Raw genomic sequence first — 11,610 nt, 5'->3', positions numbered from 1 at the left:
CCCGGCACCGGCACCGGCCGCGGCCCGGACGGGCCGACCGGCGGGCCCGCGCTGGGCTCCGTACCGGTGGGTGGCCCGGATTCGAGCTGGCCCGGCCCCGAGCTGGACGCCGCCGGTCACCCCCAGCCCGCGCCCGCCCCGGCGCCCGCGAACAAGGCCAAGGCGCCCGCGTCGCCCCCGGCGCGGCCCGCCAAGAAGGGCCGCAGCAAGCTGGTCCTGCTCGGGGGAGCCCTCTTCACCCTGTGCGGCGTGGCCTACGGAGCAGGCCTGCTCCTCAACCACTCCGACGTCCCCAAGGGCACCACCGTCATGGGCGTCGACATCAGCGGCAGCCGCGACGAGGCCGTCGCCAAGCTCCAGACGTCCTTCGGCAACCGCGCCGCGACCCCGCTCAAGCTCACCGTCGGCGGCAAGCCGGTCGAGCTGAAGCCCGAGAAGGCCGGCCTGAGCCTGGACAGCCAGACCACCGTCCGCAACGCGGCGGGCAGCGACTACAACCCCGTCACGGTCATCGGCTCCCTGTTCGGCAGCGAGCGCAAGGCCGAGGCCGTCCTGCCCACCGACGAGGAGAAGCTGCGGGTCGCCCTGCAGGAGCTCGCGGGAACCTCCGGCTCCGCCACCGAGGGCACCATCACCTTCGACACCGGCAAGGCCGTCGCCGTTCCTGGCAAGCCCGGTTCCACGCTCGACGTGGACGCCTCCGTCGCCCTGGTCACCAAGGCCTTCCGCGACATGGTCGAGGGAGCCCAGGCCGCCCCCGTCCCGCTCCCGGTCGCCACCAAGGACCCGGTCGTCGACCAGGCCGAACTGGACCGGGCCATGAAGGAGTTCGCCCAGCCCGCGATGTCGGCGCCGGTCCTCGTCAAGGCGGGCACCAAGTCCATCCCGCTCGGCGCCAAGTCCCTGCCGAAGATCCTGAGCATGCAGGTCGTGGACGGCCACCTCGTCGAGAAGTACGACCTGGAAGCCCTCAAGACGGCCTACGGGAACACCTTCGACGGCGTCCTCATCATGCGCGGCACCGGCGAGAAGACGGCCGTCACCCCGCAGGACGTCGCCGGAGTCCTCGGCAAGGCGCTGCGCGGCAAGACCACCGCCGAGCGCACCGCGGTCATCGCGACCAACCCGAGCTGACCACGCGCACCCCTGAGCCCCTCCCCGAACACCGGGGAGGGGCTCAGTCACGTCCGGCACGGCCGGCGCGGGATCCTTCAGCCGTACGGCGCCCCCGGACCGCGGTCCGGGGAACGGCGGAAGGGCGGAACGGCGGGCAGGGGACATCGCCCCGCCCAGCGCCGAGCCCGCCGACGGCCTAGTTCAGCAGGGCCCGCGCCGCCATCGCCTCCGCACGGATCCGCACGGCGGACGGCGGATCGATCACGTCCACGACCACCGCGTAGGACTCCATCTCCGCCGCCCCGGCCGCGAAATCCCCCCGCTCCACGAGCAGCTTCGCCCGCTCGTACCGCAACGCCGCCGGATGCGAGGGCAGCAGCAGCGCCAGGTCCAGCGCCCACAGCGCCACTCCCGAGTGCTCGGGCCGCGACGAGGCCCACGCCCGGATGTTGTTCAGGATCCGCAGCACGATGTCCAGCGTGCGCGCCGCGGTCCGCGGCCCCGCCGCCAGCTCCGCCGGACCCGCGCCCAGCGAGGCGCCCCCCGCGAAGGGGTCCACGACCACGCCCTCCTCCGGCTCCCCGAAGCCCACCACGAAGTGCCCCGGCAGGGCCAGTCCGTACACCGGAGCCCCGGCCCGGCGGGCCACCTCCAGCCAGACCACGGACAGCAGGATCGGCAGTCCCCGGCGCCGCCGCAGCACCTCGTGCAGCAGCGAGGACGAGAGCCGGTCGTAGTCCGCCGGAGTGCCGTGGAAGCCCAGCCGCCCGCCCAGCAGTTCGGACACCGCCGAAGCCCAGGCGCGAGCGCCCCGCAGCCCGTACGGCAGCATCCCCGCCAGCCGGTCCAGCTCGATCTGCGCCCAGTCCATGGCCCGTTCGTCGAGCTCCGGGTCCCCCTCCGCGGCCAGCAGCAGGCACAGCGTGGCCAGATCGGGCCGCTCCGCCCGCGCCTCGGCGGCGAACCGCTCCCGCCACGGCGAGGTCACGCCGCCGCCCGGCGGTAGTGGTGGTAGGAGTGGTGCGTCCCGAAGCCCATCCCCTCGTACAGCGCCCGCGCCCCGGCGTTGTCGCTCTCCACCTGGAGCCAGGCGGCAGAGGCTCCCTCCTCCAGCGCCCGCCGCGCCAGCGCCGCCATCACGGCCGAGCCGAAGCCCTGCCGCCGGTGCTCCGGGTCGACCTCGACGGCCGCGAACCCGGCCCACCGGCCGTCCACCACGAGCCGCCCGATCGCCCGGCCGGGTACCGTCGCGAACCACACCGAGGGTCCCGCCGTCAGCACCCGGCGGGCGGTCTCGGGGTCCTTCACCCGCCCGTAGCGGGAGAGCCACTCCTCGTCCGGAGTACGGGTCAGCCGGACGCCCGCGACCACGGACCCGTCCACGTCCAGGTCCCCGACGGCCGCCAGCCCGCCGACGCGGACCTCCGCGGACACCTCGCGGATCCAGCCCCGGTCCTCCAGCTCCGCGCACAGCACCTCCTGCGTGCCCGCGGCGCCCGTGGCGGTCTGGACGTAGGCCGGAAGATCCCTCTGCTCGTACCAGGAGGTCACTCGCGCGAGTGCATCGTCCAGCGGCGTCCCGGGATCGCCGAGCGGCAGCACGGAGTTGGCCCGGCGGGTGAATCCGCCGGACGCGCGCAGCGTCCACTCGCCCAGCGGCTCGCTCTCCAGAGGTACCCAGGCCCGTGCGCCGACCCGCGCCAGCTCCTCGAAGGAGGCCGCGGGCCCCCTGCGACGGGCCGGAGCGGGGGGTACGACCTTGCCCGCCACCAGGGACGATTCCGCGATGCGGACGGACTCGCCGGTCTTTCGTGTGATCGTCACCACACCCGCATTCCAGGATGTGAGAACCCCTACGGTGTCCGTGAAACAGGGGGCTCCGGTCGAGCCGTGCTCCACCCGTCGCACAGAGACTCGTTTACCCACGTCAGCGGGTGTAATCCGGATCTCCAGCCGTCCACCGGCAGTGATTTCCACAGCTCTGTCCGCCCCTCCTGTTCGGATCGTGCCCGGGAACGGAGATACTAGAGGCGGGCATCGACGACGCCGCGCTCCCGCGCGATATGGAAAGCCCTTATGAGGAGGAACGAGAGCGTGACCTACGTCATCGCGGAGCCTTGTGTCGACGTCAAGGACAAGGCATGCATCGAAGAGTGCCCCGTCGACTGCATCTACGAGGGCCAGCGGTCCTTGTACATCCACCCGGACGAGTGCGTCGACTGTGGTGCGTGTGAGCCGGTCTGCCCGGTCGAGGCCATCTTCTACGAGGACGACACTCCGGAGGAGTGGAAGGACTACTACAAGGCGAACGTCGAGTTCTTCGACGAGCTCGGTTCGCCCGGTGGTGCCTCCAAGCTCGGCCTGATCGAGCGCGACCACCCCTTCATCGCCGCGCTTCCGGCGGACATCAACCCGAGCCACTGACGGTCGGGTCCCGCCCCACGCGCGTCCCTCGGTCCCGTACGGCTCGCCGCCGCACGGGGCCGAGGTGTTTTGACCGCCGCGCGCGGGTGAGCGGCACCGTCGCCGATGCGACGACCATCCTGGAAAGCACGTACGACCCGGAAAGCGAGCGCGCAACGTGGCCGCAGTCTCAGCCCGTCTTCCCGTCTTCCCCTGGGACAAGCTGGAGCCGTACAAGGCGACGGCGGCGGCCCACCCGGACGGGATCGTCGACCTCTCCGTCGGCACCCCCGTCGACCCGGTGCCGGAGCTGATCCGGCGCGCCCTGATCGAGGCCGCGGACTCCCCGGGCTACCCCACGGTGTGGGGCACCCCCGCCCTGCGCGACGCGATCACCGGCTGGGTGCGCGGCCGCCTCGGAGCGAGCGCCGCCGGACACGGCAACGTCCTGCCGGTCGTCGGCTCCAAGGAACTGGTGGCCTGGCTGCCCACCCAGCTGGGCCTGGGCGCCGGAGACCAGGTCGCCTACCCCCGGCTGGCCTACCCGACGTACGAGGTCGGTGCGCGGCTGTGCGGCGCCGAGCCGGTGGTCTACGACGACCCCACCGCCGATCTCGACCCGGCCCGCGTGAAGCTGCTGTGGCTCAACTCCCCGTCCAACCCCACCGGCGCGGTCCTCCCCAAGGAGGAGCTCGTGCGGTACGTGGCCTGGGCGCGCGAGCACGGGATCCTGATCTTCAGCGACGAGTGCTACCTGGAACTGGGCTGGGAGGCCGAGCCTGTCTCCGTCCTGCACGACGAGGTCTGCGGGGGCTCGTACGAGGGCATCGTCGCCGTCCACTCGCTCTCCAAGCGCTCCAACCTGGCCGGCTACCGGGCGGCCTTCATCGCCGGTGACGCCGGGGTCCTGGGCGAGCTGCTCCAGATCCGCAAGCACGGCGGCATGATGACCCCGGCCCCCGTGCAGGCGGCCACGGTGGCGGCCCTGGGCGACGACGTGCACGTGGAGGAGCAGCGGGTGCGCTACGCGGCCCGCCGCGACGCGCTGCGCACGGCCCTGGAGGCGCACGGCTTCCGCGTCGAGCACAGCGAGGCCAGCCTGTACCTGTGGGTGACCCGGGACGAGCCCTGCTGGGACACGGTCGCCCATCTGGCGGACCTGGGCATCCTGGTCGCTCCGGGCGACTTCTACGGCGAGGCGGGCGCCCACTTCGTCCGCGTCGCCTTCACGGCCACGGACGAGCGCGTCGCGGCGGCCGTCAAGCGGCTGGGTGAATCCGGCCCCGCCGACGTCTGAGGAACGCCCGAAGGGCCCGGGAGTTCGTGCTCCCGGGCCCTTCGGCGTTCATGGCGGCGGCTGCTAGCCGAGGCCGGGCAGCCCGCCCGGGAGCCCGGCGGGAACGCCGCCCGGCAGGCCGCCGGCGAGCGGGAGCCCCGCCAGCAGACTGCCCGCGGCGCCGGTCACCTCGTCGGCGGGCGCGGGCGCCGGCAGGGTGGAGGCGGACACGGCATCGGTCGCGGTGTCGCCCGCGGCGGAGACCGTCGCGTCCGGCGCGGTGAGCGCGCCCAGCTGCGGCACGGACTCCAGGCCCGCGGCGCTGGCCGCGCCGGCCGCACCGACCACGGGCGCTGCCCCGGCTGCGAGGAGCAGCGCGGCACGGGCGATCCGGCGGGTCAGGGGGAGGGACATGTTGCTCCTAAGCGGTAGCGGCTGAGTACGCCGTGACAACCGCTCGGAGGGGGGCGCGAGTTGCGGAGCCGGTGGGTAAAGGATCAGTAACGGATCGTTTAATCGGCTTCCGGGCCGACCGCTCGGAACGTGCGCCGACCTGCGGTTGTACCCCCGCCCGGAGCCCCGTGTCCGCCGTACGGGTCACCCCCGTACGGGGGACGGCTCGTACGCCCGTCCACCGCCGACTCAGCCGCGCAGGAAGATCCGTACCTGGCCCGGGCCGGCGGCGCCCGGATCCCCGGCGCTGTTCCCGCCGCCCGCGGCGCCCCGCTCCCGCCACCGGTCGCCGTCCCTGCCCGCGACCCAGGACTTGCCGCCGTACGAGACCCGCGTGATCCCCAGCTCGCGGGAGCCGGCCACCGCCCACTGTGCGAGCACCTGGCCGGTCCGCGCCGCCCGATCCCCGCCGCCGGGCTTCGCCACCAGGGCCACCTCGGACTCGGAGGCCTCCCCGGCGCCCTCCCCGGCCCCGCCGACCGGGGTCGCGGGCAGCGCGTACAGCGGGTTCTTGCCGAGCAACCGGGCCAGCTCCGCCCGGACCCTCGCCGGATCGCCGGGCCGGACGGGCGCGGGCCCGGTACAGGTCAGGTGGCCGCCGCCGGTGAAGGCCGCGGTCAGCACCGTGGCATCCGGCTCGTGCTTCGCGTACGCCTGCGGGAAACCGCTCAGCTGCACCTTCTGCGCCGCCACCGTCAGCGGGAGCCGCGAGTACCCCTTGATCTCGGCCAGCCGGTCGTAGAAGATCCCGGCCGAGTACACGGGGTCCATGATCTGGTCCGGCGTGCCCCAGCCCTGCGAGGGCCGCTGCTGGAACAGGCCCAGCGAATCGCGGTCGCCGTGGTCGAGGTTGCGCAGGGCCGACTCCTGCATCGAGGTCGCCAGCGCGATGGTCACGGCCCGGTCGGGCATCCCCTTGGAGACCCCGACGGCAGCTATCGTCGCCGCGTTCGCGGCCTGCTCGGGGGACATCTCGTCGAACTGGCCGGAAGCCTTCGCGGCGCTCTTCCCGTCGGCCGAGGCCGTGCAGTAGGGCACACCGCCGTTGTCGTTCGAGGCGCGCTGCACGACGAAGTACCCGGCGACCGCGACCAGCACCAGGAAGCCCGCGGCCCAGCGGAGCGGGCGACGGCGTCGGCGAGGGCGGGGGCGATCGGTCTGCGGCACGCCGCCCACCGTACTTGAGCCATATGGCGCGTCCATCGGCCGGACGGACAAGGCTGCGCCACAGCCCGGGGCGTTAGGGTCAGTTCCATGTCCGAATCCGAGCTGGACCTCACCCTGGACGCCGCCGAGCTGACCGCCCGGCTCGTCGACATCCCCTCCGTGAGCGGCGACGAGAAGGTACTCGCCGACCTCGTGGAACACGCCTTGCGCGGCCTGCCGCACCTGACCGTGGACCGCTTCGGCAACAACGTGGTCGCGCGCACGCACCTGGGCCGCGCCGAACGCGTCGTACTCGCCGGGCACCTCGACACCGTGCCGATCGCCGACAACGTACCCTCCCGCCTCGACGAGAACGACGTCCTGTGGGGATGCGGCACCACCGACATGAAGTCGGGCGTCGCCGTACAACTGCGCATCGCGGCGACCGTCCCGGAGCCGAACCGCGACCTCACCTTCGTCTTCTACGACCAGGAAGAGGTCGCCGCCGACCTCAACGGCCTCGGCAAGGTCGCCGAAGCCCACCCCGACTGGCTGACCGGCGACTTCGCCGTCCTCCTCGAACCCTCCAACGCCGAGGTCGAGGGCGGCTGCCAGGGAACCCTGCGCGTGCTGCTCCGCACGGCCGGCGAGCGCGCCCACTCCGCGCGCAGCTGGATGGGCTCCAACGCCATCCACGCGGCGAGCCCGATCCTGGCCAAGCTGGCGGCGTACGAGCCCCGCAAGCCCGTGATCGACGGCCTGGAGTACCGCGAGGGCCTCAACGCGGTCCGCATCGACGGCGGCGTCGCCAACAACGTCATCCCGCACGCGTGCACGGTCACGGTCAACTTCCGCTTCGCCCCCGACCGGACCACGGACGAGGCGATCGCCCACGTCCGCGAGGTCTTCGCGGACTGCGACATCGACGAGTTCGTCATCGACGACCTCTCGCCCGGCGCCCTCCCCGGCCTCTCCCACCCGGCCGCCGCGGCCTTCATGGAGGCCGTCGGCGGACACGCCATGCCGAAGTTCGGCTGGACGGACGTCTCCCGCTTCAGCGCACTGGGCGTCCCGGCGGTCAACTACGGCCCGGGCGACGCCCTCCTGGCCCACAAGGCCGACGAGCGCGTGGAAACGAAGGCGATCCTCCACTGCGAGGAACGCCTGCGGGCCTGGCTGACCTCGTCACCTGCCGGCTCCTGAGAGCCGGGCCTGCGTCACGGCGCATCACTGGGTGGGTGCGTCGTCCGCGTCCGGTCGTCTCGCCGGTGCGGGACGGCCGGGGCGGTGGCCCCACCCGGAGCAGGTGCGGGAGGTGTACGCCGGGTCGGCGTACACCGTTGCACTCCGGCCCGGCGCACCTTGTTTCAGTGGGTTGCCGAGCGTCCGTGCGTTGCGCGAGTCTTTCCGGCCACGCCAGTAACTCGTCGAGTTCCGTTTGTCGTCACCCTCGTGCGCCTAACCTGATCCAACGATCAGCAGGAGGGAGCACATCATGGGCAACCCTGAAGGGTCCGCTCGTCGTCGGCCCGAGGAGCAGCAGCTCGGGCCGGTGCTGAGGAGGCGGGGCCAGGTGCAGGCCGGCAGTACGACGGACCAGCGGCTGCTGGATTCGGCCGGGCCCTCCGAGTGGGTGCACACCGATCCGTGGCGGGTCCTGCGCATCCAGTCGGAGTTCATCGAGGGCTTCGGCACCCTGGCGGAGCTGCCGCCGGCGATCAGCGTGTTCGGCTCCGCCCGGACGCCGGCGGGTTCGCCGGAGTACGAGGCGGGCGTGCGGATCGGCGGCGCGCTCGTGGAGGCGGGCTTCGCGGTGATCACGGGCGGCGGTCCGGGCGCGATGGAGGCGGCCAACAAGGGCGCGCGGGAAGCAAACGGCATCTCGGTGGGCCTGGGCATCGAGCTCCCCTTCGAGCAGGGGCTCAACCAGCACGTCGACCTCGGGCTGAACTTCCGCTACTTCTTCGTCCGCAAGACGATGTTCGTGAAGTACAGCCAGGGCTTCGTGGTCCTGCCGGGCGGACTCGGCACCCTCGACGAGCTGTTCGAGGCCCTGACCCTGGTCCAGACGCAGAAGATCACCCGCTTCCCGATCGTGCTCTTCGGCACGGCGTACTGGAGCGGGCTCATCGACTGGCTGAAGACCACGGTCATCGCGCAGGGCAAGGCCTCGGAGAAGGACCTCTACCTCTTCCACGTCACCGACGACGTGGACGAGGCGATCGCGCTCGTGACGAAGGAAGTCGCCAGGTAGGACCCGCCGGCCGCTACGCCAGCCCCCGGCGGCCGACCGCCGGGGGACGGTGGCCCTGGATGGAGCGGACCATGTCCAGGACCTGCTTGGTCTCCGCGACCTCGTGGACCCGGTAGACCTGGGCGCCCAGCCAGGCCGAGACGGCCGTCGTGGCCAGGGTGCCCAGGAGGCGTTCCTTCACGGGCTTGTCGAGGGTCTCGCCGACGAAGTCCTTGTTGGAGAGGGAGACCAGGACGGGCCAGCCCGTCTGCGCCATCTCGGAGAGGCGGCGGGTGGCCTCCAGGGAGTGGCGGGTGTTCTTCCCGAAGTCGTGGCCCGGGTCGATCATGATCGACTCGCGGGGGACGCCCAGGGCCGCCGCGCGCTCGGCCAGGCCGACCGTGACGCGCAGGATGTCGGCCATCACGTCCTCGTACTCGGTCCGGTGCGGCCGGGTCCGCGGCTCGACCCCGCCCGCGTGGGTGCAGACGATGCCCGCGCCGTGGCGCGCGGCGACCTCGGCGAGCTTCGGGTCCACCCCGCCCCACGCGTCGTTCAGCAGATCGGCCCCGGCCTCGCAGACCGCCTCGCCGACCTCGTGCCGCCAGGTGTCGACGCTGATCACCACGTCCGGGTGGCGGCGGCGGACCTCGGCGACGAAGCCCACCGTGCGCCGGGCCTCCTCCGCCGCGTCCACGTGCTCGCCGGGACCGGCCTTCACCCCGCCGATGTCGATGATCGCGGCCCCTTCGGCCACCGCGTGCTCGACCCGGTCCAGGGCCGGCTCGTCGCGGAAGGTCGCTCCCTGGTCGTAGAAGGAGTCAGGGGTCCGGTTCACGATGGCCATGATCACCGGCTCGTGGTCGTCGAACTCGCGCCTGCCCAGTCGCAGCATCCCGCTCTTTCCTCCTTCGGCGACCCTCGCGCCTCGCCAGCGACCTTAACCTGGTGGTCGAAGTCTCTCAGGGGAGTTGATCGTGTTCGCGTTCCTGCTCATCGCGCTGGTCGTGGTCGTCGCCGGAGTCACCCTCGCGGTGGCCGGCGGAGGGTCCGAGGCCGTGCTGCCCGAGGCCGAGCCCGACCGGCTGTCCGACGCCCTGCCGGAGAACCGTCCCGTCGTACGGGCGGACATCGACGAGCTGCGCCTGCCCGTGGCCCCGCGCGGCTACCGGATGGCCGACGTGGACGACGTACTGGAGCGGCTGGCGGCGGAGCTGGCGGAGCGCGACGCCCGGATCGCCGAGCTCACCGCCGCGGCCGCGCCCGCTTCCGCGCCGGCGTCCGCGCCCGCGCCCGCGCCCGCTGCCGCCGACGGCCCCGTGGACCTGACCAAGGCCGCCGAACAGTGAGCGGAGTGCTCGCCGGTCCCGACGGGGGCCTGCGGTGTCCCTGGGGGCTCGCCACCGAGGACTACATCGCCTACCACGACACGGAGTGGGGCCGTCCGGTCCACGGGGACGACGCCCTGTACGAGCGGCTGTGCCTGGAAGCCTTCCAGTCGGGGCTGTCATGGCTGACGATCCTGCGCCGCCGCGAGGGGTTCCGGGCGGCCTTCGAGGGCTTCGAGATCGCCGCGGTGGCGGAGTTCGGGCCGGCCGACGTGGAACGGCTCCTCGCCGACGAGGGGATCATCCGCAACCGGGCCAAGATCGAGGCGACCCTGGCCAACGCCAAGACCCTGGCCGGGTGGGGCGAGGGCGAACTGGACACCCTGATCTGGTCCCACGCCCCGGCGCCGGGGCGGGCCCCGAAGAGCACCACCGAGATCCCGGCGGTGACCCCGGAGTCCACGGCCCTGGCCAAGGCCCTGAAGAAGGCGGGCATCCGCTTCGTGGGCCCCACGACGGCCTACGCCCTGATGCAGGCCTGCGGCCTGGTCAACGACCATCTGGCCCGCTGCGTGGCCCGGGAGCCCGCCTGACGCCCGCCAGATCCGGCCCCGCCGGCGTTCGAGGGGCGGGGGCCGGGGCGGAGCCCCGGGAACGGGGGAGGGGAGGACACGGGACGGCCCCGCAGCGGCAGCGGCACCGCCCCGCCCGGCGGCGGGTAGCGGGTCAGCGCCCCAGGTACCGCGGAGCCTCCTTCGCGAGGAACGCCGCGACGGCGATCCCGTGGTCCTCGGAGGCCCCCGCACGGCCCTGCAGCACGTCCTCGTGGTCCAGGGCCTCGGAGAGCGACCGGGAGGCCCCGTACGCCAGGGACTCCTTCAGGGACGCGTACGCGACCGTCGGGCCCTGCGCCAGGCGCCGGGCCACGGCCAGAGCTTCGGCCGCCAGCTCCTCGGAGGGGACGACGCGGTTGGCGATGCCGAGTTCCAGTGCCTCCTGGGCCTTCACGGACCGGGGGAAGAGCAGCAGGTCGGAGGCGCGCGAGCCGCCGATCAGGCGGGGCAGCGTCCACGAGACGCCCGAGTCGGCCGTCAGGGCGACGCCCGCGAAGGAGGTGTTGAAGGAGGCGGTGTCCGCGACCACGCGGAAGTCCGCCGCCAGGGCGAAGCCGAAGCCCGCGCCCGCCGCGACGCCGTTCACGCCCGCGACCACCGGCTTCGGCATCTCCGTCAGCGCCCGGACGATCGGGTTGTAGTGCTCCGCGACGGTGTTCATGGTCAGCGAGGAACCGTGCTCGCGGTCGGCCGCCAGGAACCCGACGTGCTCCTTGAGGTCCTGGCCCACGCAGAACGCCCGGTTGCCGGCCGCGGTGAGCAGGACCGCCCGTACCGCCGGATCCGCGGCCGCCGCCCGGGCCGCGTCGCGCAGGGCGACCTTGGCCTCGGTGTTCATGGCGTTCATGGCCTCGGGACGGTTGATCGTGATGGTGGCGAGTCCGTCGGTCACTTCGTAGAGCACGCTGTCGGCCATGGCGGGGGTCCCCCTTCGTCGCGGGCTGGCTACCGGCCGGTACCGGCCGGTGCAAAGGTCAGCATGGCGGACCGGACCGGGGTCGGACATGTGATGTGCGTCAAACAAACGGAAGGGCAGACTCG

13 protein-coding genes are annotated in these 11,610 nt (G+C 73.0%); 7 read left to right on the top strand and 6 right to left on the bottom strand.

Features of this window, described 5'->3' with window-relative positions; all coding sequences use genetic code 11:
- Window positions 1-1,134, top strand: a 1,134-nt coding sequence (locus ABZY57_RS23135; protein ID WP_356514809.1) for a hypothetical protein, incomplete at its 5' end; no start/stop codon positions are given.
- A gap of 178 nt (window positions 1,135-1,312) precedes the next feature.
- Here the strand turns inward: ABZY57_RS23135 and ABZY57_RS23130 are convergent.
- Both ABZY57_RS23130 and ABZY57_RS23125 read right to left on the bottom strand, forming a co-directional pair.
- Complete coding sequence (locus ABZY57_RS23130; protein WP_356514807.1) at window positions 1,313-2,104, bottom strand: transglutaminase-like domain-containing protein; 792 nt, start codon at window positions 2,102-2,104, stop codon at window positions 1,313-1,315.
- The gene (locus tag ABZY57_RS23125; protein ID WP_356514805.1) at window positions 2,101-3,093 is read right to left on the bottom strand and encodes a GNAT family N-acetyltransferase; all 993 of its coding nucleotides are present in this window, start codon (window positions 3,091-3,093) and stop codon (window positions 2,101-2,103) included. Before ABZY57_RS23125 ends, ABZY57_RS23130 begins: the two co-directional genes overlap by 4 nt.
- Before the next feature lie 117 nt (window positions 3,094-3,210).
- On the opposite strand from ABZY57_RS23125, the gene fdxA reads away from it, so the two are divergent.
- Together fdxA and dapC are read left to right on the top strand one after the other, a co-directional pair.
- Entirely contained in the window at window positions 3,211-3,540 is a 330-nt protein-coding gene (gene fdxA / locus ABZY57_RS23120) for a ferredoxin (RefSeq protein ID WP_030868357.1), read from the top strand.
- Between the two features lie 157 nt (window positions 3,541-3,697).
- Complete coding sequence (gene dapC, locus ABZY57_RS23115; protein WP_356514803.1) at window positions 3,698-4,816, top strand: succinyldiaminopimelate transaminase; 1,119 nt, start codon at window positions 3,698-3,700, stop codon at window positions 4,814-4,816.
- Between the two features lie 63 nt (window positions 4,817-4,879).
- Here the strand turns inward: dapC and ABZY57_RS23110 are convergent, their stop codons facing one another.
- Together ABZY57_RS23110 and ABZY57_RS23105 are read right to left on the bottom strand one after the other, a co-directional pair.
- Window positions 4,880-5,209, bottom strand: a complete 330-nt coding sequence (locus tag ABZY57_RS23110) for an ATP-binding protein (protein ID WP_356514801.1) — start codon at window positions 5,207-5,209, stop codon at window positions 4,880-4,882.
- A 228-nt stretch (window positions 5,210-5,437) separates the two neighbouring features.
- Complete coding sequence (locus tag ABZY57_RS23105; protein WP_356514799.1) at window positions 5,438-6,415, bottom strand: hypothetical protein; 978 nt, start codon at window positions 6,413-6,415, stop codon at window positions 5,438-5,440.
- Window positions 6,416-6,502: 87 nt separating this feature from the next.
- On the opposite strand from ABZY57_RS23105, the gene dapE reads away from it, so the two are divergent.
- Together dapE and ABZY57_RS23095 are read left to right on the top strand one after the other, a co-directional pair.
- Entirely contained in the window at window positions 6,503-7,597 is a 1,095-nt protein-coding gene (gene dapE / locus ABZY57_RS23100; RefSeq protein ID WP_356514797.1) for a succinyl-diaminopimelate desuccinylase, read from the top strand.
- 292 nt (window positions 7,598-7,889) lie between these two features.
- A complete protein-coding gene (locus ABZY57_RS23095) occupies window positions 7,890-8,648 on the top strand; it encodes a TIGR00730 family Rossman fold protein (protein WP_356514795.1) in 759 nt (252 codons plus the stop codon).
- A gap of 13 nt (window positions 8,649-8,661) precedes the next feature.
- Here ABZY57_RS23095 and folP read toward each other — a convergent pair whose 3' ends face one another.
- Window positions 8,662-9,522 carry a dihydropteroate synthase gene (gene folP / locus ABZY57_RS23090; protein ID WP_356514793.1) on the bottom strand — a complete coding sequence of 287 codons (861 nt, stop codon included), beginning with the start codon at window positions 9,520-9,522 and terminating at the stop codon, window positions 8,662-8,664.
- A gap of 76 nt (window positions 9,523-9,598) precedes the next feature.
- Between folP and ABZY57_RS23085 the strand changes: the two genes are divergently transcribed.
- Window positions 9,599-9,976, top strand: coding sequence for a DivIVA domain-containing protein (locus ABZY57_RS23085; RefSeq protein WP_356514791.1), 378 nt, complete (start codon window positions 9,599-9,601; stop codon window positions 9,974-9,976).
- Window positions 9,973-10,548 carry a DNA-3-methyladenine glycosylase I gene (locus ABZY57_RS23080; protein ID WP_356514789.1) on the top strand — a complete coding sequence of 192 codons (576 nt, stop codon included), beginning with the start codon at window positions 9,973-9,975 and terminating at the stop codon, window positions 10,546-10,548. The genes ABZY57_RS23085 and ABZY57_RS23080 overlap by 4 nt, the downstream gene beginning before the upstream one ends.
- Before the next feature lie 133 nt (window positions 10,549-10,681).
- Here the strand turns inward: ABZY57_RS23080 and ABZY57_RS23075 are convergent, their stop codons facing one another.
- Entirely contained in the window at window positions 10,682-11,485 is an 804-nt protein-coding gene (locus ABZY57_RS23075; protein ID WP_356514787.1) for an enoyl-CoA hydratase-related protein, read from the bottom strand.
- Between the last annotated feature and the right edge of the window lie 125 nt (window positions 11,486-11,610).

This window comes from Streptomyces sp. NPDC006450, assembly GCF_040612195.1.
Lineage (GTDB): Bacteria > Actinomycetota > Actinomycetes > Streptomycetales > Streptomycetaceae > Streptomyces.
The sequence above is the reverse complement of the archived record's forward strand: the minus strand, read 5'-3'. Positions and strand labels throughout refer to the sequence as shown.